Origin of the sequence: Eikenella sp. NML99-0057 (assembly GCF_001648535.1) — a bacterium.
GTDB classification, from domain to species: Bacteria; Pseudomonadota; Gammaproteobacteria; order Burkholderiales; family Neisseriaceae; genus Eikenella; species Eikenella exigua.
In genome coordinates this window covers 134,837-160,207 of sequence record NZ_LXST01000002.1, presented here as the reverse complement: position 1 = coordinate 160,207, position 25,371 = coordinate 134,837, and the positions used below count along the sequence as shown (strand labels likewise).

General features: G+C 58.6%; 25 protein-coding genes. 6 read left to right on the top strand and 19 right to left on the bottom strand.

What is annotated here, in order from left to right; genetic code table 11:
* Positions 1-39 precede the first annotated feature (39 nt).
* The 8 genes from A7Q03_RS04235 to mraY all read right to left on the bottom strand — a co-directional run bounded on the left by A7Q03_RS04235 (position 40) and on the right by mraY (position 9,109).
* Positions 40-1,086, bottom strand: coding sequence for a hypothetical protein (locus tag A7Q03_RS04235; protein ID WP_067447631.1), 1,047 nt, complete (start codon positions 1,084-1,086; stop codon positions 40-42).
* A gap of 3 nt (positions 1,087-1,089) precedes the next feature.
* Positions 1,090-2,136, bottom strand: coding sequence for a hypothetical protein (locus A7Q03_RS04230; RefSeq protein ID WP_067447629.1), 1,047 nt, complete (start codon positions 2,134-2,136; stop codon positions 1,090-1,092).
* Positions 2,129-3,526: a UDP-N-acetylmuramate--L-alanine ligase gene (gene murC, locus A7Q03_RS04225; protein ID WP_067447627.1), complete on the bottom strand. Its 1,398-nt coding sequence runs from the start codon at positions 3,524-3,526 to the stop codon at positions 2,129-2,131. Before murC ends, A7Q03_RS04230 begins: the two co-directional genes overlap by 8 nt.
* Before the next feature lie 326 nt (positions 3,527-3,852).
* Positions 3,853-4,923 carry an undecaprenyldiphospho-muramoylpentapeptide beta-N-acetylglucosaminyltransferase gene (gene murG / locus A7Q03_RS04220; RefSeq protein WP_067447625.1) on the bottom strand — a complete coding sequence of 357 codons (1,071 nt, stop codon included), beginning with the start codon at positions 4,921-4,923 and terminating at the stop codon, positions 3,853-3,855.
* Between the two features lie 10 nt (positions 4,924-4,933).
* Positions 4,934-6,088, bottom strand: a complete 1,155-nt coding sequence (gene ftsW, locus A7Q03_RS04215; RefSeq protein ID WP_067447623.1) for a putative lipid II flippase FtsW — start codon at positions 6,086-6,088, stop codon at positions 4,934-4,936.
* Between the two features lie 83 nt (positions 6,089-6,171).
* A complete protein-coding gene (gene murD, locus A7Q03_RS04210) occupies positions 6,172-7,515 on the bottom strand; it encodes a UDP-N-acetylmuramoyl-L-alanine--D-glutamate ligase (protein ID WP_067447621.1) in 1,344 nt (447 codons plus the stop codon).
* A 100-nt stretch (positions 7,516-7,615) separates the two neighbouring features.
* Positions 7,616-7,765 carry a hypothetical protein gene (locus A7Q03_RS10585; protein ID WP_231863728.1) on the bottom strand — a complete coding sequence of 50 codons (150 nt, stop codon included), beginning with the start codon at positions 7,763-7,765 and terminating at the stop codon, positions 7,616-7,618.
* Positions 7,766-8,026: 261 nt separating this feature from the next.
* Complete coding sequence (mraY, locus tag A7Q03_RS04200) at positions 8,027-9,109, bottom strand: phospho-N-acetylmuramoyl-pentapeptide-transferase (RefSeq protein WP_064088707.1); 1,083 nt, start codon at positions 9,107-9,109, stop codon at positions 8,027-8,029.
* Positions 9,110-9,291: 182 nt separating this feature from the next.
* On the opposite strand from mraY, the gene A7Q03_RS04195 reads away from it, so the two are divergent.
* Complete coding sequence (locus tag A7Q03_RS04195; protein WP_067447620.1) at positions 9,292-10,059, top strand: alpha/beta fold hydrolase; 768 nt, start codon at positions 9,292-9,294, stop codon at positions 10,057-10,059.
* Positions 10,060-10,152: 93 nt separating this feature from the next.
* Here A7Q03_RS04195 and A7Q03_RS04190 read toward each other — a convergent pair whose 3' ends face one another.
* The 8 genes from A7Q03_RS04190 to A7Q03_RS10580 all read right to left on the bottom strand — a co-directional run bounded on the left by A7Q03_RS04190 (position 10,153) and on the right by A7Q03_RS10580 (position 18,412).
* Entirely contained in the window at positions 10,153-11,259 is a 1,107-nt protein-coding gene (locus tag A7Q03_RS04190; RefSeq protein ID WP_067447619.1) for an MBL fold metallo-hydrolase, read from the bottom strand.
* Positions 11,249-12,631 (bottom strand): UDP-N-acetylmuramoyl-tripeptide--D-alanyl-D-alanine ligase, encoded by a 1,383-nt coding sequence (gene murF, locus A7Q03_RS04185; protein WP_067447618.1) that lies wholly within the window; start codon positions 12,629-12,631, stop codon positions 11,249-11,251. The genes A7Q03_RS04190 and murF overlap by 11 nt, the downstream gene beginning before the upstream one ends.
* Positions 12,632-12,744: 113 nt before the next feature.
* Positions 12,745-14,226, bottom strand: a complete 1,482-nt coding sequence (locus A7Q03_RS04180; protein ID WP_067447617.1) for a UDP-N-acetylmuramoyl-L-alanyl-D-glutamate--2,6-diaminopimelate ligase — start codon at positions 14,224-14,226, stop codon at positions 12,745-12,747.
* A 20-nt stretch (positions 14,227-14,246) separates the two neighbouring features.
* On the bottom strand, positions 14,247-15,983 hold the full coding sequence (locus A7Q03_RS04175; RefSeq protein WP_067447615.1) for a penicillin-binding protein 2: 1,737 nt from the start codon (positions 15,981-15,983) through the stop codon (positions 14,247-14,249).
* An 86-nt stretch (positions 15,984-16,069) separates the two neighbouring features.
* On the bottom strand, positions 16,070-16,333 hold the full coding sequence (gene ftsL / locus A7Q03_RS04170) for a cell division protein FtsL (RefSeq protein ID WP_023887048.1): 264 nt from the start codon (positions 16,331-16,333) through the stop codon (positions 16,070-16,072).
* Positions 16,326-17,282, bottom strand: a complete 957-nt coding sequence (gene rsmH, locus A7Q03_RS04165; protein ID WP_067447614.1) for a 16S rRNA (cytosine(1402)-N(4))-methyltransferase RsmH — start codon at positions 17,280-17,282, stop codon at positions 16,326-16,328. Before rsmH ends, ftsL begins: the two co-directional genes overlap by 8 nt.
* Complete coding sequence (gene mraZ, locus A7Q03_RS04160) at positions 17,279-17,734, bottom strand: division/cell wall cluster transcriptional repressor MraZ (protein ID WP_023887050.1); 456 nt, start codon at positions 17,732-17,734, stop codon at positions 17,279-17,281. Before mraZ ends, rsmH begins: the two co-directional genes overlap by 4 nt.
* Before the next feature lie 522 nt (positions 17,735-18,256).
* Positions 18,257-18,412, bottom strand: coding sequence for a hypothetical protein (locus A7Q03_RS10580; protein ID WP_231863727.1), 156 nt, complete (start codon positions 18,410-18,412; stop codon positions 18,257-18,259).
* A gap of 50 nt (positions 18,413-18,462) precedes the next feature.
* On the opposite strand from A7Q03_RS10580, the gene A7Q03_RS10575 reads away from it, so the two are divergent.
* Both A7Q03_RS10575 and A7Q03_RS04150 read left to right on the top strand, forming a co-directional pair.
* A complete protein-coding gene (locus A7Q03_RS10575) occupies positions 18,463-18,786 on the top strand; it encodes an SAM-dependent methyltransferase (RefSeq protein ID WP_067447611.1) in 324 nt (107 codons plus the stop codon).
* A 408-nt stretch (positions 18,787-19,194) separates the two neighbouring features.
* Positions 19,195-19,590 carry a nuclear transport factor 2 family protein gene (locus A7Q03_RS04150; RefSeq protein WP_067447609.1) on the top strand — a complete coding sequence of 132 codons (396 nt, stop codon included), beginning with the start codon at positions 19,195-19,197 and terminating at the stop codon, positions 19,588-19,590.
* Between the two features lie 100 nt (positions 19,591-19,690).
* Here A7Q03_RS04150 and A7Q03_RS04145 read toward each other — a convergent pair whose 3' ends face one another.
* A complete protein-coding gene (locus A7Q03_RS04145; protein ID WP_067447607.1) occupies positions 19,691-19,987 on the bottom strand; it encodes a hypothetical protein in 297 nt (98 codons plus the stop codon).
* 5 nt (positions 19,988-19,992) lie between these two features.
* Positions 19,993-20,577, bottom strand: a complete 585-nt coding sequence (locus A7Q03_RS04140; protein ID WP_067447606.1) for a class I SAM-dependent methyltransferase — start codon at positions 20,575-20,577, stop codon at positions 19,993-19,995.
* 114 nt (positions 20,578-20,691) lie between these two features.
* On the opposite strand from A7Q03_RS04140, the gene gshA reads away from it, so the two are divergent.
* Positions 20,692-22,032, top strand: coding sequence for a glutamate--cysteine ligase (gshA, locus tag A7Q03_RS04135; protein ID WP_067447605.1), 1,341 nt, complete (start codon positions 20,692-20,694; stop codon positions 22,030-22,032).
* A 267-nt stretch (positions 22,033-22,299) separates the two neighbouring features.
* Complete coding sequence (trpS, locus tag A7Q03_RS04130) at positions 22,300-23,307, top strand: tryptophan--tRNA ligase (RefSeq protein WP_067447603.1); 1,008 nt, start codon at positions 22,300-22,302, stop codon at positions 23,305-23,307.
* 325 nt (positions 23,308-23,632) lie between these two features.
* Here trpS and A7Q03_RS04125 read toward each other — a convergent pair whose 3' ends face one another.
* Positions 23,633-24,208, bottom strand: coding sequence for a TetR/AcrR family transcriptional regulator (locus A7Q03_RS04125; protein WP_067447600.1), 576 nt, complete (start codon positions 24,206-24,208; stop codon positions 23,633-23,635).
* A gap of 170 nt (positions 24,209-24,378) precedes the next feature.
* Here A7Q03_RS04125 and A7Q03_RS04120 point away from each other — a divergent pair, with 170 nt between their 5' ends.
* Positions 24,379-25,365: an HlyD family secretion protein gene (locus A7Q03_RS04120; RefSeq protein WP_197474743.1), complete on the top strand. Its 987-nt coding sequence runs from the start codon at positions 24,379-24,381 to the stop codon at positions 25,363-25,365.
* The last annotated feature ends 6 nt before the right edge of the window (positions 25,366-25,371 follow it).

Here is a 25,371-nt window from a genome sequence, read left to right as displayed (position 1 = left end):
AGCCTCATCAAACGCCCGTCTGAAAGGCTACCTGAAAACTTAAAACCGGTAATGCCGCCAGCTCGGGTCGTATTCGCACGCAGCCTGCGGCTTGAGCTCGGCAAACTGCTCGCACAGTGCCTGCGCTTTTTCCATGAGGCGCTCCGGCTCGCCGGTAGCGGCAAATATGGTGCGCTCACCCCGCGTGAGGTTGGTTACGGCAATCGTACCGATGCCTTGCTGCTGGTGGCAGGCTTCGGCGTCGAATTCGTCTTGCAGCCGGTAGGCTGCCATCAACGCGTCTTCGCCGTTGATTTCGCAGCGCACGGAAACGCACCAGCCCATATCCGCCCGGCCCAGCAGGCCATTGGCCGATTCATTACGCAGCAGCACCAGGGCATCTTGTTCATGTTCTTCGTCTTCATCGCGCTGATAGGCAGTATACTGCCATTCCGGCTCGGGATAGAGCGCATCACGCCCCAAGGCTTTCCATACTTCGTCTAATTTTTCAGGTAGCCTGTGCAGCGGCACGGCTTCCGGCAGCGCGGTATCCACAAAATCCAGTGCGCCCACTTTCACCACCGCATCCCACTCGCCCAATACATGGTCGAGCATAATCAGCGCCAGACGCTGCGCGACTTCCAAATCTTCTGCCTTGGGCGGCTTGGCAAAAGCCACGTCCAGCGCGGGCAGGCCGCGCCATTCTTCGCAGCGTACCAAAATATCCGCCGCCTGCATTTCCACGCCGCCCATGCGGATGGCGAACTGCTCCGACGAGCCCAGCCGCTGGCGGAAACACAGTACCGAACGCTCGGTGGATTCCGCTGCCGTGGCAATCAGCGTCAGCACTTGCGGAAAGTGTTCCAAATCGCCGTTGGCGCTGAACACCAGCGCGCCGTCGGCCGGCTGTCCTTCCAACTCCACCACCACTCCGGGGCAGTATTCGTGCAGCAGGCTGTTGGCCTCGGTAACGAAAGCTACCGGGGCTTCCAACGCTGCAAGCCGCGCCTCTTCGCACCGCCACACCGTCCAGAAACAATGGGCATTATCTTGCCATTCGCTCAGGCTGCGCTGGCCTGCGGCTTCGTTGGTATCTGATTTTGTCATCTTTTATCCTTGCAGGCGGTAATGCCGCCATGACGGGTCAAACACACAGTTGGCCCGTGCGTCCAGCCGCTCATAACGTGCGGTGATTTCCCGCACCTTTTCCCACAATCCTTCCGGCTCGGTCACCATGGCAAAGGCGATGTATTCGCCTTTTTCCGCATCAGCCAGCATGGCGGTGAGGATACCCTGCTCGTGCTGCCCGACGCAGCCGGAAAACTCGTGTGCCAATTCCTGCGCCAGAGCCTGGCTCATGTCGTCGTACACTTCACAGCGCACGCTCAAACACCAGGCCAAATCGGCACGCCCCAACAGCGAAGCAGCCGATTCGTTGCGCACCAAAATCTTGGCCGGCTCGCCATCATCGTTTTCCGCGCCATACACGCGGAACTCAGCCTCGCCGCTCGGATACACGCCGTTGTGCCCCAGCTGGGCACGCCACAACTTATCAAAAGCAGCGGGCAGCCTGGCCAGCGGCAGCGCACCCCGAGGCGGTTGCTCCACCAGCTCCACATAGCCGGTTTTCACGTTTAAATCCCACTGCCCCAAGGCCTGCGCCAAAAGCAGCCACACCGCCAGCCGGCGGTCGTCGGCATCCGTGCCAACAGGATTATCGTTCACAAAAACCTGCAAATGCACCAGGCCATCGCTGCCTGGTGCGCAGGCTACCTGAAACTGGCTGCCGGAAAGCTGCGTTTTGCCGAAACCGGCCTTGCGCTGCGGCAGTTCGTCAGCCCGGCAGCGCCGCAGCAGCGCCTGCACGCCGAAAGGCAAACCCGGTGGCGCAGCCTCGGCCAGCAATACCGCGTCGGTCATCGGCTCCAACCGCCCGCCGCTGCTGAAGGCTACCTGAAACTTCGAACCAGCATCAACAGCATAATCCGAAACGGTCTGCAAAAATACGCCGGGGAAATAGTGGTGCAGCAGGTAGTTGCCGCTGTTCACCAACGCCACGCCACCGCCAGACTGCCAGAACTGTTCCCACTGCCAGCTCTGCCAAAAAGCAGCGGCACGCTGCCGCGCCTCTTGGCGGCGTTTCAGGAAATTATCCATACGCCGCCAAATCCTGCAAGGCCTGCGGTACTTTGTTGATGCTGCCTGCGCCCATATTCAGCAGCAGGTCGCCATCTTGCAGCATATTGAGCAGGGTGGCGGGCATATCAGCCACGTCGGCGCAGTAAATCGGCTCCAGTTTGCCAGCCACACGCAGGGCACGAGTGAGTGCACGGCTGTCGGCGGCCACGATCGGCTCTTCGCCGGCGGCGTATACATCGGTGAGCACCACTGCATCTGCGGTGTTCAGCACGCGTACGAAGTCTTCAAACAAATCGCGGGTGCGGGTATAGCGGTGCGGCTGGAATGCCAACACCAGGTGGCGTTCGGGATAAGCGCCGCGTGCGGCGGAGAGCGTGGCAGCCATTTCCACCGGATGGTGGCCGTAGTCGTCGACCACCAAGGCGCTGCCGCCTTGCGGCAGCTTGATTTCGCCGTAGCTCTGAAAGCGCCGTCCCACGCCGCCGAAACCGGCCAGGCCGCGCTGGATGGCTTCCACATCCGCACCACACTCCAGCGCCACACCGATAGCAGCCAGCGCATTGAGCACATTGTGCCGCCCCGGCGCATTCAGCCGCACTTCAAACGGCGCGATCAGGCGTTTGTTCAGGTGCACGGTAAAGCACATCTGCGCGCCTTCGCTGTGCACATTATCGGCGTAAATATCGGCGGTTTCGTCTAAACCATAGGTGGCAAACGGTTTCTGGATCTCCGGCAGGATGGCGCGCACATGCTCGCTGTCGATACATAAAAATGCCTTGCCGTAGAACGGCATACGGTGCACAAATTCCACAAAGGCCTGGTGCAGCTTGTCCACACTGTGGTCGTAGGTGTCCATGTGGTCGGTGTCGATATTGGTCACCACAGTAATCACAGGCGTGAGATACAGGAATGAGGCGTCTGATTCGTCGGCCTCGGCCACAATATACTGCCCGCCACCAAGCTTGGCGTTGGTGCCGGCAGCGGTAAGCTTACCGCCAATAACGAAGGTCGGATCGAGGCCGGCAGCAGTGAGGATGGAGGCAGTGAGACTGGTGGTGGTGGTCTTGCCGTGCGTGCCGGCAATGGCGATGCCCTGGCCGAAGCGCATAATCTCCGCCAGCATCATGGCGCGCGGAATTACCGGAATGCTTGCCTCGCGGGCAGCCAACACTTCCGGATTATCCGGCTTGATGGCGGTGGAGGTAACCACCACGTCCACGCCTTCGATATGCTCTGCCGCATGGCCGTGAAACACCTTGATGCCCATATCGGCCAGCTGGCGCGTTACCGCGCTTTGTGCCTGATCCGAGCCGGATACGTCGAATTCTTTATACAGCACCTCGGCCAGGCCGCACATGCCCGAGCCACCGATACCGACGAAATGAATGCGTTTTACTCGTTGCTTCATATTTATCACTTTTATCACTGCTTCCCGGGCAGCCATTGCAGACAAAATTGTTATTGTATAGCGGATAAACATTTTTTGATACAACACGAGCGGGAGAAAAGCCCATATTGCTGCTGAGGCTACCTGAAAATAGCCGCCCGGAGCACAAACCAAGCAAAGCCTTTAAGCCATCTACCATGCCAATCATCAAGCAGGCTTGCCAATAGCACATTCAATTGCCCGGTTTGGCAGCGGCTTTTGCTTTTCAAGCAATCGAACATTGGGTTCCATTTGTTATTTGAGGCTACCTGAATCTTCAAAACCGCTTTTCAGGTAGCCTCAACCAATCATCCGCCCACCGCCGCCAGTGCCGCTTCCGCCACCTTGGCCGCACTGTCCGGTTTGGCCACCTGGCGGGCGTTTTGCGCCCATTGGCGGCAAATGTCGCGGTTTAGGCCCAAGAGTACGGAAGCCAGCTTCTCGGCAGTCAGCTCGCTCTGTGGCAAGAGCAGCCCGGCCTCGCTGGCAGCCACGAAGCAGGCATTAGCGGTTTGATGGTCGTCCACCGCATAGGGATAGGGTACAAGCAGCGCACCCACGCCGGCAGCAGCCAGCTCGGCAATGGTAAGCGCACCGGAGCGGCACACCACCAAATCCGCCGCGCCGTAGGCCGCGGCCATGTCATCGATAAACTCGCTACATTCAGCCTGTACGCCGGCTTCGGCATAACGCTGGCGCAAACCTTCCAGCTTACCGCGCCCGCTTTGGTGGCACACTTCCGGACGTTGCTCGGCAGGCAGCAAAGCCAGCGCTTCGGGCAGCAGGCGGTTGAGAATATCCGCACCCAAACTACCGCCAGTAACCAGCAGCTTCAGGCTACCTGAACGCTCGGCAAACCGCTCTTGCGGCGCAGGCAGTGCGACAATATCAGTGCGCACAGGGTTGCCCACCAACCCGTTTTCATCACTAAATACCTTGGGAAAGGCATACAGCACGCGGCTGGCCAGCTTGGCTAAAATCCGGTTGGAAAGCCCGGCCACGGCATTTTGCTCATGAATCACCAACGGCACGCCGCACAGCTTGGCCGCCATGCCGCCGGGCACGGTAACGAAGCCGCCGAAGCCGATGGCGCCGTCCACCTGATGCTTGCAGATGATGCGCCGCGCCGCACGGATGGTGTGCCACAGCGTGAACGGCAGCATCAGCTTGCGCTTGAGGCCGTTGCCGCGCACGCCTTTGATGGCCAGGGTTTCAATTTCGATGCCATGCTGCGGCACAATGCACATTTCCATCGCGCCCTCGCTGCCCAGCCACACCACCTTGTGCCCGCGTTCGCGCAGTGCGGCGGCCACCGCCAGCGCGGGGAAAATATGCCCGCCGGTACCGCCGGCCATCAGCAAAAAGGTTTTCACGCCCATATTCGGCTCCTCACACTTCAAAACCGCGCATTTTGCGCCGGTTTTCATAATCCACCCGCAGCAGCAGCGCCACAGCTATTAGCATGGCCACCAGCGCCGAGCCGCCGAAGGAAATCAACGGCAGGGTCAGCCCTTTGGTGGGCAAGAGGCCGATGTTCACACCGATATTGAAAAAACTCTGAATGCCCAGCCAGATGCCCACGCCGCTGGCCACAAACGCACCGAAAAACTGCTCCAAGTCGCGCGCCATCTTGCTAATAGAAAACGCGCGCCACACCAGCCACAGATAGCAGGCAGTGAGCAGCATCATGCCGAGAAAGCCGAATTCCTCGCCGATAACGGCGGTGATGAAATCCGTATGCGCCTCGGGCAGGTAGAAGCGTTTTTCCAGCCCCGCGCCCAAACCCACGCCCGTCCAACTGCCACGCCCGATGGCCATCAGCGCATGGGTGAGCTGGTAGCCGCTGCCCAGCGGGTCGGCCCACGGATCGAGGAAGGCGGTCACACGCGCCATGCGGTAGGGCGAAATCAACACCAATGTTACCATGCCGCTCAAGCCGGCCAGCACCACCACGATAAACCAGCGAAACGGCAGCCCCACCAAAAATAACAATCCCACGCTGATCACCGACACCACCACAAACGAGCCGAAATCTGGCTGCAGCATAATCAGCCCCAGCCCGCAACCCACCGGCAGCGCCACCCAGCACACTTTCTTCAAATGCTGCAACACTTCGGCACGGCGCATAAAAAAGCCGGAAAGATAAAGAATCACCGCCAGCTTGAAAAATTCGCTCGGCTGCAAATTGGCTACACCCAAAGGAATCCAACGCCGTGCGCCGTTCACATCGCGCCCCACCAGCAGCACCGCAATCAGCATCAGCAGGCTGATTACCAGCAACACCATCGAATACTTCTGCCAAGTACGCATCGGCACCCGAAACGCCGCCCAGGCTGCCCCGCCGCCCACGCTGATATAAGCTGCCTGGCGGATGAGAAACGCCCACTTATGGCCGCCGCCCAGCCCGGCAAAGGCCACCGAGGCGGAATACACCATCACCAGGCTGAAGCCTAGCATCAGCACCACCAGCCACAGCAGCGATTGATCGATGGTGTGGCCGTGGCGCAGGATTTTGCGGTCGAGGAGTTTGGATTCGGTAATCATCGGGTACTTCAAGTTGCTTCAAAAAATCAATAAAACAGGGTTTCAGGTAGCCCTTTGGCCTTAGCAAAGGCTACCTGAAAACATCACAAAGCCTCAAACGCCTCAATAAACACCTGCGAGCGGTGTGCATAGCCTTTAAACATATCGAAGCTGGCGCAGGCGGGGCTAAGCAGCACGATGTCGCCGGGTTCGGCCAGGCGGTAGGCGGTTTGCACGGCCTCCTGCAGGGTGGCGCAATCCATCATCTCCACGCCGCAGCCGGCCAGGTCGTGGCGGATTTGCGGCGCGTCTTCGCCGATGAGCAGTACGGCACGGGATTTGCCGGGCAGCACGTTTTTCAGCGGGGTGAAATCCTGCCCTTTGCCCTGCCCGCCGGCAATCAGAAACAGCGGGCTTTGCAGGCCGGCGATGGCGGCTTCAGTGGCGCCCACATTGGTACCTTTGCTGTCGTCGATAAACACCACGCCGTTTTTCTCGCCGATTTTTTCCACGCGGTGCGGCAGACCTTTGAAGGTGCGCACATGGCGCAGCAGCTGCTCGCGCGGCAGGCCGATTGCTTCGCACAAAGCCAGCGCGGCCAGCACGTTGGCGGCGTTGTGCAGGCCTTGCAGCGGAATATCGGCGGCGGCAATCAGCATTTCCGTGCCGTGTTTCAGGTAGCCCGATGCGGCGTCAAACCAATAATCGGTTTCCTGCTGCAGCGAAAAGCGGCGCACTTCGCAGCCGCTGCGTTTCATGGCGCGGCACAGCGCATCGTCGGCATTGATTACCTGCACGCCGCTGCCACGGAAGATTTTGTCTTTGGCGTGGGCGTAGTCGAGCAGGTCGTCGTAGCGGTTGAGGTGGTCTTCGGAAATATTGAGCACGGCGGCGGCGGCGGCGTTCAAATGGTCGGTGTTTTCCAGCTGGAAGCTGGAAAGTTCGAGCACCCACATATCGGCACTCTGCTCCTGCCGGTCTTCATAGGCTTCGAGCACGGGCGTGCCGATGTTGCCGGCCACCACGGTATCCAGCCCGCATTCGCGGCACAAATGGCCGACTAGGCTGGTTACGGTGGTTTTGCCGTTGCTGCCGGTGATGGCGATGATTTTGTCGCGCTTGCCGGAAAGCTCGTGCGCCAAGATCTCCACATCACCCAGCACACGGCCGCCGGCCTGTTTGAAGGCTTCGATTTCAGGCGTGCGCTCGCTGATGCCGGGGCTGAGTGCAAGAATGTCGAAGCCTTCGGCCAATGCGGTTTTCAGGTAGCCTGTGTGGCAGGCCAGGCCGGGGAAACGCTGTTGCAATTCGGCCCGTTTGGCGGCGGGGAAGTCGGCATCATAAGCAGCTACCGCCGCGCCTTTGCGGCGCAGGAAATCCAACATGGAAATGCCGCTGCCGCCCATCCCGGCCACGAGGATTTTTTGGTTTTGCCATTCGCTTTTCATTCTATTCTCCATGCCACCCGGTTTACCTGCGGGCGGCTGCTTTCTCAGCTTTAGCTTCGCTTATTTTCACTTCGTTGAGGCTTGCGCTTTCAGGTAGCCTTTACTGCACGGCTGTATTAGCCAGCAACTTCAGCAACAGCAGCCACGGCAGCATAATCCCGCCGATGCACACCATCAGCCACAAAATCAAACTGTCTGCCATCTGCCGCAGCAGGGCGAAATAGCCCCATGAATACAAGCCCCAAATCACGGCGGAAATAACTGCCGCAATCAGGGGCCGCCAAACAGGCCGAATAAAAAAGTTACAACGGCAAAAGCCAGCGCCCATTGCCAAGCACAGGAATCCTCAGCGAAATCCTGCATTTTGGCAAAGGCCAGCAAAATTAGCATATGTAGCAGCATAACCTGGGTTCTTTAAATTGGGTTGCAACGGGTTTTGGCTTCACAGCAGCTTACCGTATCTGCTTTCAGGTAGCCTCTCTTTAACCCGATAAGGCTACCTGAAAACCGTTTAACGAATTTTCAATGTGCTCAAGCCCACCAGCACCAGCACGATGGTGATGATCCAAAAGCGCACCACCACCTGCGTTTCCTTCCAGCCCTTCTGCTCGAAATGGTGGTGGATCGGCGCCATCAGGAAGATGCGTTTTTTGGTTCTCTTATACCAACCCACCTGCAGCATCACCGACAAAGCCTCCACCACAAACAGCCCGCCCATAATCACCAGCACAAATTCCTGCCGCACAATCACCGCCACTGTGCCCAGCGCCGCGCCCAGCGCCAACGCGCCCACATCGCCCATAAACACCTGCGCCGGCGCCGCGTTGAACCACAAAAAGCCCAAACACGCGCCGCACATGGCCGCGCAGAACACCATCACCTCGTTCGCCCCCGGCACAAAAGGCAGCTGCAGATAGCGTGCAAACTGCCAGTGCCCGGTGGCATAGGCAAACACCGCCATCCCGCCGGCCACCAACACCACCGGGAAAGCCGCCAGGCCGTCCAGGCCGTCGGTCAGGTTTACCGCGTTGGACGTGCCTACAATGGTGAAATACGACAACACCACAAAGCCCACCACGCCCAAAGGCAGCGCCACCTGCTTAAAAAACGGCACGATTAAAATATTGTTTGCCGAATTGCTCGCCACATAAAACAGCAGCACCCCTGCCGCCAGCGCCACGCTGCTCTGCCACACCATCTTAAATTTGGCCGACACGCCGTGCGGATCTTTATACACCACCTTGCGCCAATCGTCGTAGAACCCCAGCGCGCCCGTGCCCAGCAACACGCCGAGCAAAATCCAGATATACGGGTGCGACACATTGCCCCACAACAGCGTGGACACCGTAATCGACACCAAAATCAGCACCCCGCCCATAGTGGGCGTGCCCGCCTTGGCCAAATGGGTTTTCGGCCCGTCGCTGCGGATGGCCTGACCGGCTTTAAGCTCGGTGAGCTTGCGGATGGTCCACGGCCCCAGCATCAGGCTGAACGCCAAAGCCGTGAGCGCCGCCATCACCGCGCGGAAAGTGGTGTATTGGAAAATGTTCAGCGCCGAAATCCAGTTGCTGAGCTTGGCCAACCATAAAAGCATAAAACTTCCTTAAATCATTTTATTAACTCAAGTTGCCCAGGGCGGGAAAGGCTACCTGAAAATCACAATTGCCCGTATTGCATCCACTGTGAAACAAGAAAATATGGCATTATAAACCAAGCCGCTACCCAAGAGAGGCTACCTGAAAACCGAAATTCCCACTGCCATGCGAGGTACAAACTATGCAAACCATGCACTCCCACAGCGCACGCTGCCGCATCCGATTTATGGATCTACCAGCCCATGCAGGCAGAAACAGTATCCCTTGCCTATTTATCCACGGCCTAGGCTGCGCTGCCAGCTACGAGTACCCCCGCATCGCTGCCAGCCCGGCCTTGGCAGGCCGCCGCACTATCCTGCTTGACTTGGCAGGTCACGGCTACAGTGAACGCCCACAGGATTTTTCCTATTCCACCAGTGCGCAAGCCGCAATCGTATCCGAACTGGCCAACCATCTTAACTTGCCGCACTTCTATCTCTATGGGCACAGCATGGGTGGCAGCATCGCTATTGAAGCCGCCGAACAGCTCGGCAGCCGTGTGCGCGGACTCATGGTAAGCGAATGCAACCTGATTGCTGGCGGCGGCATATTCAGCCGCAACATTACCGCACAGAATGAAGCGTATTTCATCCACAATGGCTATGCCGAACTGCTAAATAACGAACCCTCGCCGTGGGCGGGCAGCCTACAAAGTGCTGCCCCGTGGGCATTGTGGCGTAGTGCATATCATTTAGTGAACGGTATATCGCCCGATTGGCTGCACCGCCTCTCCTCCCTGCCCCAACGCAAAATTTATTTAGTTGGCGATCGTTCCCTGCCCAACACAGACTACGACCTTATCCTTCAATACGGTATTCCCTGCGCCGTGATTGCCGATGCCGGGCACTCGATGTCTTGGGAAAATCCGGAAGGCTTGGCTACCGCTTTGGCGGAATTTATGTGCGCTTGAGCTTGGGTTACCAACATGGCTGTTTTTGTTTCAGCCCACTTTGAACCAGTAAGGCTACCTGAAAGCAAACGAAGCCGAATTTGTCCGAACCGCTCACACCTCTTCCCACCACAATTCAGTTTCCATATCCGCATCAAACACCTGCCCGATTAGCGGCGTGAGCACCGGCAGGCCGCGCTCGATGGCCAGCGGGATGCTGCGGCGCACGGGTTCGTTCCAATCGTGCATGGCCAGGCTGAAGGCGCCCCAGTGAATCGGCATCATGCGGCGCGCGCCCACGTCGATGGAGGCCTGCACGGTTTGCCCGGGGAACATGTGGTTGTCCGGCCAGCGGCGGTCATATTGGCCGTTTTCCATAAAGGCCAAGTCGAAGCCGCCAAAATGCCGGCCGATGTCGGCGAAGTGGCTGCCGTAGGACGAATCACCGCTGAAATAAAGCCGCTGCCCGCCGCCTTCGATAGCCCAGCCCGCCCACAGCATACGGTTGTGGTCGGCCAGGTTGCGCGAGCTGTCGTGGCGGGCGGGAGTGGCGGTGAATGTTACGCCGCCGACGGTATGGCTCTGATACCAATCCGCCGCCGAAATGTTTTCCGCCTTCACGCCCCAGCGGCGCAGCAGCACTTCCATGCCCAGTGGCACCAGGAAATGCACCCCGCTGTCTGTCACGCTGCGCACAAAGGATTCCTCCAAATGGTCGTAGTGGTTGTGGCTGTAGAGGATGATATCGAGTGGCGGCAGTTCGTGCGGTGCGGCGGGCGGCGGCTGGAAGCGGCGGAACATTTTGTTGTTCGGTGCGGCGCTCATACCGAACACGGGGTCAGTGATGATGTTCAACCCGGCCACGCGCATCAGCAGGGTGGAATGGCCGAACCAAACAAACCGTGCCTTTTGTTCGTTTTTGCTGCGCAGAAACTCGCTCTGCTCGTTTTGGCGAAACTCGCTCCGCTCGTTTTGGCGAAACTCGCTCCGCTCGTTTTCAGGTAGCCTTTCCTGCCGCACGAAGGCGGCAAAATCAGGCTTGGCAAACGGCAGCGGCTGCGCGGGAAAGCGGCCTTGGCGGCTGAGCATTTTGAACGCCCCGCCGAAATCCAGCGGCTGCAGCCGGCGTTTGGGCTCGGGGTTGAAAAACCGGCGGCGGATCGGGTCGTAGTGGTTGCTGGCCGGATATAGCGGATAACCGCCGTGCGGCCTACGCTTCATGGCCCTGCAAGGCGGCCACCACCTCTTCCATCTGCATAAAACGCGAACCTTTCACCAACACCGAAGCCTGCTCCGGCAATTCGTGCACCAGCACCTGCTGCAACGGGTCTTTGGCGGCAAACCACAGCCCGGCCGCGCCGAAAGCCTCGGCAGCCTCCACGCTGAAATCGCCCACAAAATAAGCGGCTTCGATGCCCTTATCCCGCGCATAGCGGCCGATTTCGGCATGCAGGGCGGGGGCTTCGCCGTCGCCCAATTCGCCCATATCGCCCATCACGAAAATGCGCGGCGCAGGCAGCCCGGCCAACACATCCAGCGCGGCCTTCATGCTGTCGGGGTTGGCGTTGTAGGTGTCGTCGATAATCGTGCTGCCGCGCAGGCCGGCCTTGCGTTGCAAACGGCCTTTGATATTGGCAAACCCGGCCAGCGCGGCGGCGCTTTCAGGTAGCCCCACGCCCGCCTGCAAAGCCAGCGCGGCCGCAGCCACGGCATTGGCCACGTTGTGTTTACCCGGCACCGGCAGTTCTACCGCCGCACGTTGGTTTTGCCACACCAAATCGAAGCGGCAGCCCAAGGGCAGCAGCCGGACGTTTTCGGCATGCACTTCGCCCTTGTCCACGCCGAATTCGATTTGGCGCAAATTCAGGGCGCGGCAGGCGGCGCGGAACACTTCGGCATATTCGTCTTCCGCCGGAATCAGCGCCGTGCCGCTTTCAGGTAGCCCGCGGTAGATTTCGCTTTTGGCGCGGGCAATATCGCCCACGCCGTCGAAACCGCAGCCGATATGCGCGCGCAGGGCGTTATTGACCAGCGCGGCATCGGGGCGGGCGATTCGGGTGAGCGCATCAAGCTCGCCGAAATGGTTCATGCCCATTTCGATAACGGCATAACGCTGCTGCGGCCGCAGGGCAAGCAGGGTGAGCGGCAGGCCGATGTGGTTGTTGAAATTGCCGGCGGTAGCCAACACGGCCGCTTCGCCGAACTGGCGGCGCAGAATGGCGGCCAGCATTTCCTTCACCGTGGTTTTGCCGGAAGAACCGGTGATGCCGAGCACCAGCGGGTTCACCGCTTCGCGCCAAGCGGCAGCCAGGGTTTGCAGTGCCACCAACGTATCGGCCACCGGCAGGCTACCTGAAAGCGCGGCGCAGTCTTGGCGCGATACCAGTGCCAAAGCGCCCTGCGCCAACACGGCAGGCACAAAATCGTGGGCATCGTGTTTATCGCCCACCAAGGCAACAAACAAATCAGTGCCGCGCTCGTCGGCAGCAGCGGCTTGGCGGCTGTCGGTGATAACGCGGCGGATGGGGCGGTTGTGCTGCGGCGCGGGCAGGTTCAGGGCGCGGCAAACAAAGGCTAAATCAAGTGTGGGCATGGGAATTCCATTGAAAATATTACGGGGCGGCAGGCTACCTGAAAAGGTATTAATACTTTCAGGTAGCCTGTGGCAAGCTCAAAAGGCTACCTGAAAATCCGATACGCCTGTTTTCAGGTAACCTCATCCAGCGCGGCTTCGGCGATTTCAAAATCGGAGAAATGGTGCTTCTCGCCCTGTACGTCTTGATAGGTTTCGTGGCCTTTGCCGGCAATCAGCACGATATCCTGCGGCATGGCGCGGCGGATGGCGGTTTGGATGGCGACGCGGCGGTCGGCCTCCACCAGTGCGGGCTGCGGCACGGCAGGCAGGATGTCGGCGATGATGTCTTGCGGCTCTTCCATGCGCGGGTTGTCGCTGGTGATCACCACTTTATCCGCGCCCTGTGCGGCGGCGCTGCCCATCAGCGGGCGTTTGCCGCGGTCGCGGTTGCCGCCGCAGCCGAACACGCACCACAGGTTCGCGCCCTGCGGTTTGATTTCGCGCAGGGTAGCCAGCGCTTTTTCCAGCGCGTCGGGCGTGTGGGCATAGTCCACCACCACCAGCGGGCGGCCTGCACGGCTGATGCAGTCCATACGGCCGGTGGCGGGACGGATTTGTGCGAGCACGTGCAATACGTCGGGCAGCGCATAGCCTTCGGCGCACAAAAGGCCGACGCAGGCGGCAAGGTTTTGCGCATTGAACCGCCCTAAGAGCCGGCTGTGGATTTCGCCGCTGCCCCAAGGCGTATCGGAGGCGACCTGCATGCCTTGGGCGGAAGCGGCAAAGCGGGTGATGCGGATATCGGCTTGTTCATTGAAGCCGTAGCCGTACACGTTCAGGCTTGGGCGGTCGGCACGCAGCCCGGCAGCCAGTTCGCGGCCGAATTCGTCGTCCGTATTGATGATGGCGTGCCGAAGGCTCTGCCAATAGAACAGCTTGGCCTTGCTGGCACCATAGGCGGCCATGCTGCCGTGGTAATCGAGATGGTCGCGGGTGAGGTTGGTGAAGATGGCGGAGGAGAAGGGCGTGCCGACCACGCGGTTTTGGTCGAGGCCGTGGCTGGACACTTCCATCGCCACGGCTTTTGCACCCTGCTGTTTGAATTGGTGCAGCAGGGTTTGCACGCGCACGGGGTTGGGCGTGGTGTGGGTGGTTTCTTCGAGCCGCCCCCAGAAACCGTTGCCCACCGTGCCGATGATGGCGCAGGGCGTGCCGAGCAAATCGGCGGCTTGGGCAAGCCATTGCGAAATCGAGGTTTTGCCGTTGGTGCCGGTTACCCCCCAGCAAGAAAGGCTACCTGAAAAATTGCCGTAGAGCTTGGCTGCCAGCAGGCCGGCGTTTTGCTTCAGGTGCGGCACGCCGAGATTGGCGATTTGCCACTCCGGCCGCCAGGCGAAACCGTCGCCGCTGTCCCAAAACACCATTGCTGCGCCATTGGCAATCGCGGCGGGAATATAGTTTCGGCCGTCGGCATATTCGCCCTGGCAGGCCACGAATACGTCGCCCGGCTGCACCAGGCGGCTGTCCATACGCAAAATGCACCCCGCCGCCACATTGGGCGGCAGGGTGCAGTTGTCGGGCAAGTCAAACTGTTTGTCCTTCAAGCAATACATGGTCGGCTCCAAGCACCGATTTATTTGGCAGCGACTTGCTGCACAGGTTTGGTGGGCGTTACGCCCAGAATATTCAGCGAACCAGCCATGATGTCTTTAAACACCGGCCCGGCCACCAGGCCGCCGTAATAGCCGTTTTGGGTAGGCTCGTCGATGTTCACCGCCACAATCACGCGCGGATGCTCGGCAGGGGCGAAACCGATGAAGGTGGCCATGTGTTTGTTGTCGGCATAGCGGCCGCCCACCAGTTTGCGTGCAGTACCGGTTTTCGCGCCCACGTTGAAACCGGGCACAGCACCCTGCGTACCGGTACCGCCGGGCTCGGTAACGGATACCATCATGCGGCGGATGGCACGTGCGGTTTCAGGCTTAATCACCTGTTCGCCCTGCGGCGCGGTACTCTGGCGCAGGAAGCTCACCGGCAAAAGTTTGCCGTCGCTGGTGAAGATGGTGTAGCTGTGTGCCAGCTGCAGCAGGCTCATCTGCAAGCCGTAGCCGAACGACATGGTAGCCTGCTCGATGGGCCGCCAGTTGCGCCAGTCGCGAACCAAGCCAGGCGATTCGCCGGGGAAACCGGAGTGCATGCGGCGGCCGAAACCGACTGATTTATAAAAATCGTGCATCTCTTCTGGCTTAAACATGGCCGAAAGCTTGCTCACGCCCACGTTAGAAGATTTCTGCATGATGCCGCGCAGGGTGAGCGAAGGGTAGTTGTGCGTATCGCGCACGGTAGCCGGGCCGATATTATAAGTATTGGTGTTGAACACCATATTCTCGTTCACTTTGCCCGAATCCAAGGCTTTGGCAATCGGGAAAGGTTTCATGGCCGAGCCAGGCTCGATCATATCGGTTACCGCGCGGTTGCGGCGCAGGGCGATTTCAGCACCGCCGGGCTGGTTTGGATCAAAATCCGGCAGGTTTACCAGAGCAAGGATTTCGCCGGTTTGCGCATCCAACACCACAGCGGTGCCGGCTTTGGCCTGATGATAGGCAACAGCCTGCGCCAATTTATCGTGCGCCAGCGATTGAATGCGCTGATCCAGCGAGAGCACCATATTGCGCCCGTCTACCGCATCGCGGTTGCGCGGCGAATCCAATTGATCGACATAATTGCCTTTATTGTCACGCAGCACCACGCGCGCGCCGTCTTGGCCGCGCAGGTCGTCTTCGCGCGAGAGCTCCAAACCTTCTTGACCCTTGCCGTCGATATTGGTGAAGCCGATAACGTGGGAGAACAAATTGCCCATCGGATATTGCCGCTTAGGCTCGGTTTGGAAGGCCAAGCCCTCAATTTTCAAAGCACGTACTTTGGCAGCGGTTTCCGCGCTCATTTGTCGTTTCAAAAATACGAAGTCGCTATTGGTGCGCGCCAGGCGGTCGGCAATGGTTTCCACCGGCACTTCAATGATTTCGGAAAGCTGCTCCAGCTGCTCCTGGCTGGGCATTTTTTCCATGGCAGAAGGGATGGCATACAGCGAATCGGTGGGCGCGCTTAAGGCCAGCACTGCGCCGTTGCGGTCGGTAATCGTGCCGCGATTGGCCTGTTGCACCAAAGTGCGCACAAAACGCTTATTGCCTTCGGTTTGCAGGCGGTCTTGCTCCACCGTATGCAAATGTACGCTCCAGCCTGCCGCTGAGACGAAAGCCAAAGCAAAAACCAGCAAAACAAAGGCAATCCGGCCATTGGTGCTCACCGGCTTCTTCTGCTTAACTGGCTTCTGCCGCATCTGCGGCTTGTAATCGCTTTTAATCAGCATGGTATTTACTCTCTACGCTGCCGCCCACACGGCAGCAAAACTGCTTTTTAATATTATTCAACTACTTTATTAGCTTCATTCGCCTTTTAATATTGCAGACGCACGATTTTGGTGTTCTGCATGGTGGGCGGCTGCAACTGTTGCTGCTGAGCCGCCTCTTTGATGAAACTATGGTTAGCCAACTTGGCCTGCTGCCATTGCAGGCGGCGGTATTCCTCTTCCAAATCTGCCTGCCGCTGGTGCTCTTTTTCCAGCACAATAAACGATTCGCGCGAGCTGTCCTGCACCGACACCACGCCCAACGCGGAGAGCACCACCAACACAAACAGCATGATATTCAGCTTATTCATCTACAAACTCTCCCGCCGTCCGCTCGGCCACGCGCAACACGGCGGAGCGTGCACGTGGATTGGCTGCGGTTTCTGCTGCCGAAGCCCGCTGCGCTTTGCCGATTTCCCGCAAGGGCGGCTCGGGGCGTTCGCTTTCGCGCACCATCACCCACTTGGGCAGCGGCGCCGGACGGCTGTGGCGGCGGATAAACTGTTTCACTATCCGATCTTCCAACGAATGGAAGGCAATCACTGCCAAACGCCCGCCGGTTTTCAGGTAGCCTGCGGCCTGCGGCAACACCGCGCTTATTTCTTCAAGCTCACGGTTGATGAAAATCCGAATGGCTTGAAACGTCCGCGTCGCTGGGTCTTGGCCGCGTTCGCGAGTACGGACGGCTTGTGCCGCCAACTGCGCCAGCTGGCCGGTTGTAAGGATGGGGCGCTCTTGCCGCTGCTGCACAATGGCGCGCGCAATCTGGCTGTTAAACCGCTCTTCACCATAATCTCTGATTACCTCGCGAATCTCTTCTTCGCCGGCCTCGGCCAGCCATTGCGCGGCGGTTTGGCCGCGTGTGGTATCCATCCGCATATCCAGCGGCGCATCGTAGCGGAAGCTGAAGCCGCGTTCGGCATCGTCGATCTGCGGCAAAGACACACCCAAATCAAACAGCGCACCGTCCACCGCTTCAATGCCCAATTCTTTTAAGGCTACCTGAAAGCCGGAAAACCCGCCGTGCACCACTTGTACGCGTTTGTCGGCTTCCGCCAGCTGCCGTGCCACGGCAATGGCCTGCGGGTCTTTATCAAACACCACCAGCCGGCCGTTTGCGCCCAGCTTCGATAGAATCAGGCGGGAGTGCCCGCCGCGGCCGAAAGTGCCGTCCACATACACACCGTCCGGCTTCACTGCCAAAGCGTCCACCGCCTCGTGCAAAAGCACGGTAACGTGTGCCAATTCCTGTGCGCTCATAGGCGGAACCCGGCTTTGTCGAGCTGTTCGGCCAATTCGTCCGGATCCATATCCAGCACTGCATTCATATTGGCTTCCCAACGTTCGCGGTTCCACAGCTCCAGCCGGTCGGCACGGCCCACCAGCGTTACTTCTTTATCGAACTGCACGCGGCGGCGCAGGCTCGGCGGCAGCAAAATTCTGCCCGAAGCATCCAAATCCAGCGTTTCGGCGTGGTTTAGCATCAAATCGCGGAACATCCTGGCGGCCGGATTGCCCGACACATTCATCGCCTGCAAATTTTCCGCCGTTTTCTGCCATTCCGCTTCCGGATACATCACCAGATGCGTACGCGCTTCCACGGTAACCACCAAAGACGGCGTGTAGTGGCGCGCAAGCAAGTCGCGGAACTTGGCCGGAATCGCCAAGCGCCCCTTGCTGTCGATGCTCAATTCATGTACGCCGCCAAACACTTTTTCCCACCTTCGGTTGATTTTTGGAACTGAAAAGGCACTTTGCCCCACAATTCCCCACGAAGCGACACTATACGGCAAAGCAGCGGCATCGGTCAATTACAAACACCGTAAAAATCCACGATTAACAAACTGTTTTTACATAAGATAGTTAGTCTCAATCATCATGCCTGTCGTTTTCCACGCAACCCAAATTTTGCCTCCCAGCAGCAAGCCTTTATAATTGCGCACGTTTTCCAGATTATTCGCATAATTGCTCTATGAACAGCTCTATATGTCTGCCCCGGCCCCAAAGCCCTCGGCGCCTCACAAACACTGTGTGGCCTGATACAACATCAGCACCAAATCACATGGCTCACCGAACTGCCCGTAGAATTCGACAGCCTCGTCATCGGCAACGAAGTGCTCGATACTATGCCCTGGACATCGTGCGTTATCAAAGCGGCCAATGGCAACTGATGGGCGTGGGGCTGGATGCAAACCAACAATTCCAATGGCAAAGCGCCCCTACCCGAAAAACTCCTACTCTCCGCCTAAGAGCTGCTGCCCGCCATTGACGGCCACACCAGCGAACTGCACCTGCGCTAGAAAGCCTTTATCCGCACCCTCGCCCAACGCCTCACGCGCGGCGCCCTGCTCTTTATCGACCACGGCTTCGACGCCGCCCAGTATTACCATCCCCCCAGCGCAGCGGCGGCACCCTCATAGGCCACTACCGCCACCACGCCGTGCACAACCCCTTCGAACACATCGGCCTCACCGACCTCACCTGCCACATCAACTTCACCGCTATCGCCGAAGCTGCCTGCCAAGCCGGGCTCGACCTCATCGGCTACACCACCCAGGCCGCCTTCCTGCTCAACCTCGGCCTTACCGACCTGCTTGCCGCCCAAGGCGAACCCGAAAGCGAAGCCTACATCCGCACCGCCGCCTGCCAAACCCTCCTTGCCCCGCAGGAAATGGGCGAGCTCTTCAAAGCCATCGCCTTCAGCCGAAATATCGACCCAGATTGGCAGGGCTTCGCCATCGGCGATTTGTGCCACAAGCTGTAGCTGTCGGTTTGGCGCCGGCACTTTCAGGTAGCCCCTAGCCCGCGCCCTCCAACAACAAAACGCTTGCGGAGCATGATTCCGCAAGCGTTTTGTTTGTCTTGATGGTGTTACCGGAAGCCCGGAGGCTACCTGAAAGCCGCAAGTACTCGGTTTTTCAGGTAGCCTTTGGGTGGAGTGTCGGATTCAAGAATCTGACCTACGGTTGTTGCCGCTGTTCGAGCCGGTGGAGTTTTTGGGCGGTGAGGGCGTGGCGGTGCTTTGAAAACGGGCGGGAGCATTTTTCAAGCAGCCCGAAAATTTCCGGACGTGCCGAAAAAACCGCCCTGCACATTCAAACCGGATTATCGGGCGTATAATGGTTTTCGGAAAAACCGAAATTACCAACCTCGTTAAAGAAGGAGCGTTTTCATGAAAAACGAATCAGCGGAAGTATTTAAAACTTATACGGAAGCCTTGGCAAAAGGCGATTTCGATGCCGTATTCGGAACCTTGGCCGACAATATCGTGTGGCATATGGGCGGCGAAAGCCCGCTTTCGGGCGATGTTGCGGGAAAACAGGCATTGGGCAGACGCTTGGCCGAATTTTCGGAAAGAAGCAACGGAACATTCCGCGTGGTGACGAACTGGTTTGCAGGCAACGGCTGCTTTGTCGCCGCAAGCGTTGTCTCCCTAGCCGAAAAAGGAGCCGAAAAGCTAAACAATCCAGGTATCGATTTATTCAGAATAGAAAACGGGAAAATACAGGAAGTGTGGACTTTCTCCGAACGTCAGGCGGAAGAGGACAAATTCTGGAGTAAACCGTAAACCGCAAAAAGAAAAGAATGTATAAGGCAGCCTGATAAAGCACATAACGGCTTTTCAGGCTGCCTTTATTTGTTCAAACCGCCAAACTCAAAACATCGGCTTATACGTAGCCAGTCAATAAATGGTGCAGAGGCAGCCGGTGGAGAGGGCGTAGCCGATCCACCATTTGGTGGATCGCGGCGGGCTTTTCAGGCAGAACATGCCCACCAGCACATACAGCACCACCAAAATTCAGCTTCACGCCCAGCCAGTTTGCGTTACCGAAAGGCACGTAGCGGGTAATGGTCATCAGTATCATGCCGGTGAAGAGCAGTAAGGTGTCGTCGTTGGCCTGTTGGATGTAGGGAAACAGGGCAGGCGGTAAGGCGGAAATACTCGGTTTGCGCTTTTTAGCCATCGGTTTCAGGTAGCCTTTGGGTTGGTAGATGTGTTGTGCTTTTCAATCGCTAGCAAATAAGGCGGGCGGTTGCGGCGGTTGATGAAGCCGTAGTGCAGCACGGCAAACTGCTGCTGCGGTAGGGCCGCCGCCCATTCGGATACGGCCTGGGCTTCGAGCTCGCCCGCTGCATGGCCGGGATAAAGCACCACAGCCAACAGCCCTCCGGGGCGCAAAATGTGCACGGCTTGTGCCAGAGCGGAAAGGGTGCTGCCGGTTTCGGTGGTGAGCGCTTTATTGCCGCCGGGCAGGTAGCCGCAGTTGAACACGATGCTGTGCACAGGTTCGTTTACATATTGCGCCAAATCGGCGTGGCTCTCGGCAATCAGGCGCACCTGCCGCGCAGCGCCGTCTTCCTGCAGGCGTGTTTGCGTGGCGGCCAAGGCCTGCGTCTGGATATCGAAGGCATACACGCGGCCGCCACTGCCCACGCATTGTGCTAAAAACAGTGTGTCGTGGCCGTTGCCGGCGGTGGCGTCCACGGCAATGCCGCCTTCGGGCGTGGCTTGGGCGAGCAGGCGGTGGGCGAAAGGGAGGATGTTGTCGAGCATAGATTATAGAATGGAGTAAGATAGCCTGATGGTATGTTGGGAAATTCACTGTGGCAGCACGGGCTTGGAGTATAATACCTGCCACCTGCACACGCCGTTTGAAAGGAGATCAGCATGGGTATTCCGGTTATTTCCCCGCAATACGCGCAATATTTGCTGGATTTTGAAACACTCATCCTGCAAAAGCAAGCCGAAATCGAAGCCTGGTTCCGCAGCCAGTGGAAACAGCACAAGCCGCCGTTTTACGGCTCTGTCGACATCCGCAACAGCGGCTACAAAATGGCCAGCATCGACATGAACCTCTTTCCTGGCGGCTTCAACAACCTGAATCCCCAATTCAGCCCGCTGGCCGCCGCCGCCGCCACCGACGCGGTGGAACGCTATTGCGAAGCGGCCAAATCCGTGCTGATCGTGCCGGAAAACCACACGCGCAATACGTTTTACTTGGAAAACGTGTATGCCCTGAGCAATATCCTGCAACAGGCCGGCTTTGCCGTGCGCCTGGGCAGCCTGAATCCCGAAATCACCGAGCCGTCCGAATTCAAAACCGCGCTGGGGCACACCATTTTGCTCGAGCCCCTGCTGCGCACCCGCGAGCGCGTACACCTGGCCGACGGCTTCTCGCCCTGCCTCGTGTTGTTGAACAACGACCTCTCCGGCGGCGTGCCCGAAATCCTGCAAGGCATCCGCCACACCGTGCTGCCGCCCCTGCACGGCGGCTGGACCACGCGCCGCAAAACCGCCCACTTCGCCGCCTACAACCAAGTGGCCGCCGAATTTGCCGAGCTCATCGGCATCGACCAATGGCAGATTAACCCCTATTTCGAAAAAGTATCCGGCCTCAACTTCCACGAACGCGAAGGCGAAGACGCCCTGGCCGCCGCCGTGGAACGCGTGCTGGCCAAAATCCAGGCCAAGTACGACGAAAAAGGCATCACCGACAAACCCTTCGTCATCGTCAAAGCCGACGCCGGCACCTACGGCATGGGCGTGATGAGCGTGAAATCCGCCGACGAAGTGCGCGCGCTCAACCGCAAAAACCGCAACAAAATGGCCACCGTGAAAGAAGGCCTGGCCGTAACCGAAGTGATTGTGCAGGAAGGCATCTACACCTACGAAACCCTCAACGGCGCCGTGGCCGAGCCGGTGGTGTATATGATCGACCGCTTCGTGGTGGGCGGCTTCTTCCGCGTGCACGAAGGGCGCGGTGCCGACGAAAACCTCAACGCCAGCGGCATGCACTTCGTGCCACTGAGCTGCAACGTACCGCAAACCGACAGCAGCGGCGACGACCCGGAATTCCTCGCCGGCAGCAAGCGCGTGTTTGAACAATGGCAAACCCTCGGCCTGCCCGACCGCAGCCAAACCTGCGACTGCGCCAGCAACCGCCTGTATGTGTACGGCGTGATGGCCCGCCTCTCGCTCCTGGCAGCTTCGATTGAGTTGGATAACTGATATCGCCAGCAAAGGCTACCTGAAACTTTCGCTATGCAGCGTTTTAACTGCGTTGAAGCCCACGCTTTCAGGTAGCCTTTTTTGCAGACATCTAAATGGTACAACTTATTGCCCACACAGAATTTCCACCTTTCAGGTAGCCCTTATCCACACATAAAGAGGCTACCTGAATTTTTCCCGCCTCCCCGCCCTTGCACTATAATCTGCCATTTTTCAGGCAGCCCCTGCGCCGCCTCCCTATTTCCGCCAAACAACAGAAAGCCATCCATGAAAAAACGAGTCCTCACCGGCGTAACCACCACCGGCATCCCGCATTTAGGCAACTACGTCGGCGCCATCCGCCCCGCCATTGCCGCCGCCGCCGACCCCTCCGCCGAATCCTTCCTCTTTTTGGCCGACTACCACGGCATCATCAAATGCCACGACCCCGAAGTCATCCACGCCTCCACCCAGGCCGTGGCCGCCACCTGGCTCGCCTGCGGCCTTGACCCCGAGCGCACCACGTTTTACCGCCAAAGCGACATTCCCGAAGTGCCCGAGCTCAACTGGATACTCACCTGCATCACCGCCAAAGGCCTGATGAACCGTGCCCATGCCTACAAAGCCGCCATACAGGCCAACCTCGATGCCGGCCAAACCGACCAAGACCACGGCGTGGAAATGGGCCTCTACAGCTACCCCATCCTCATGAGCGCCGACATCCTCATGTTCAACGCCCACGAAGTGCCGGTAGGCCGCGACCAAATCCAGCACGTGGAAATGACCCGCGACATCGCCCAGCGTTTCAACCACCGCTTCAAAGAGCTGTTTGTGCTGCCCGAAGCCAAAGTGGACGACAACGTAGAACTCCTCGTCGGTCTCGACGGGCGCAAAATGAGCAAGAGCTACGGCAACACTATCCCGCTGTTTGAAAGCGAGAAAAAGCTGCAAAAAGCCGTGAACAAAATCATCACCAACCTCAAAGAGCCCGGCGAGCCGAAAACCCCCGACGAGAGCCCGCTGTTTGACATCTACAAAGCCTTCGCCACCCCCGCCGAAACCGCCGAATTCACCCAAATGCTCGCCGACGGCCTGGCCTGGGGCGAAGCCAAAAAACTGCTCGGCGCCAAACTGAACGAAGAGCTCGCCCCCAAACGCGAACGCTTCCACGAGCTCACCGCCCAACCAGCGCAAATCGAAGACATCCTGCAGGCCGGCGCTGCCAAAGCCCGCAAACAAGCCCGCGAACTGCTCGACCAAGTGCGCGACGCCGTAGGCATCCGCCCCTTACGTTAAGCGGTATCGTCGGCTGAAAAGCATAAATTAAGGCTACCTGAAAGTTTTAGCTGCGCAGAAGAAACTCTGCGTCGCTATGCTTTCAGGTAGCCTTTGTATTGCAGCGGGCATGGGTAAGCTGCTCCTATAAGCTTCAGGTAGCCTACCCTTTGCAGGGCGTATCGGGTGCGTGCGAAATGCACGCACGCAGTTTGGAATAATGAGCGCAACAACGTGCATGCCCTGGCACACACCCTACTCATGCTGAAAAGGCTACCTGAAACAGGATTCAGGTAGCCTTTGGCATTATGACGAGCAAGCATCAAACCCTGTATTTCGTTCCGCCTCACGGCAGCAGCAGTTGGCTCATTTCCGTCCAGGCTTGGCGGACTTCGGGCAGGTGCAGTGGCAGGTCGCGGCTGAAGAAGTAGTTCATGCTGCCGAGAATGAGGGTGGCAAGCATGTCGGCTTGGTAGTCCCAATCTTTGCCGGGGGAAGCGTTGGGCAGGGTATGGGCGAAGTGGAGGAATTGCTGCTTAATCAGCTTGTGCATATCGCGGTAGAGATGGTGGCGGCGGGTGTCCACTTTCCACAGGGCGAGGATGAGGCGGCGGCGGCTGTGTATCCAGTCGGAGGCTTCAGGCATCATGTTGAGGAACACATCAAAACTGCCTGCTTGGAAACGGGTGAGGATGTATCGGCTGTATTCGGCTTTGAAGTCGGCAATCATCTTGCCGGCCAGGTCGCTTTTGCCGGAGTAGTATTTGTAGAAAGTAGAGCGGTTTACCGGAGCGCGTTCAAGAATATCTTGCACCGCAATTTGGGCGAAGGGTTTTTCGTGCAGCAAATCCACAAAGGCTTCGCGGATGGCACGGTGGGTTTTGATGATGCGGGGGTCGGTATAGCTTTCGTTTTCGCTCATATCTGCTCTTTCGCTTCAGGTGGCATCTGGGGTATTTTGCGTTTTCTTGTGTGCTTAAGCAACTTTTTTGCCAATTTTGTGTGCTTAATAGTACGCGGAATTGTTTTTTAATGGTATGCAGCCCTGTGCCGTAGACTTACACTTAAATCATTCTTATTTGTGAGGTATTCATGATGAAACGCCTGCCCAAATCCCTGCTTTTCCTGCTGCCGCTTGCTGCATTTATCGGCATCGGCTTTTTTGCGTTCCGCCAATATGCCGCGCCCGATCCTCTGGCGGGCATCGCGCATGCCAACGGGCGGCTGGAATTTGCCCGCATGGATGTGGCCAGCCTGTATGCCGGGCGGGTAGAGGAAATAACGGTGAGCGAAGGACAGTTTGTGGAAGCTGGCACGGTGCTGGCGCGGATTTCTTCGCAAACCGCCGAGGCGCAGCTTTCGGAAGCGCAGGCGGGAAAGGCACAGCTGGAGCAGACAGTACGCCGCGCGCAGGCGCAAATCGAGGCGCAACGCCAGCAACTGCGAACCGCGCAGATGGAGGCAGACAACGCCCGCCAGCTGTTCCGCGACAATTTAATCTCGCAGGCCGAACTCAACACCCGCTTGGCGCAGCGCGATGCGGCGCGGGCGGCGGTGCAAGCGGCAGAAGCGGCGCGCAACGAGGCGCAGGCCGGCGTGGGACAGGCACGGGCGAAAATGGCGCAGGTGTCTTCCGTTATCGGCGATTTATCGGTGCGCGCGCCGCAGGCCGGGCGGGTGGAATACCGGCTGGCCGAGCCGGGCAACGTGCTGCCAGCCAGCGGCAAAGTGGTGAGCCTGTTGAACCTGAACGACGCAAGCATCAGCCTGTTCCTGCCCGCACCCACGGTAAACCAAATCCCGCTGGGCAGCGAGGCACGGATTAAGATGGACGGGCTGGATGCGGTGTTCCCCGCCAAAGTTACCTATATTGCCTCAGAGGCGCAGTTCACGCCCAAATTTGTGGAAACAGCCGAAGAGCGCACCAAGCTGATGTTTCGGGTAAAATTGCAGATTCCGGCCGACGTAGCGGCCAAATACCAGGGCTACCTGAAAGGCGGCATGACGGCCACCGGCTTTGTGCGCACCGACTCCAAGCTCGCTTGGCCGGCCGATTTGCAAACCCGCCTGCCGCAATAGAGTAAA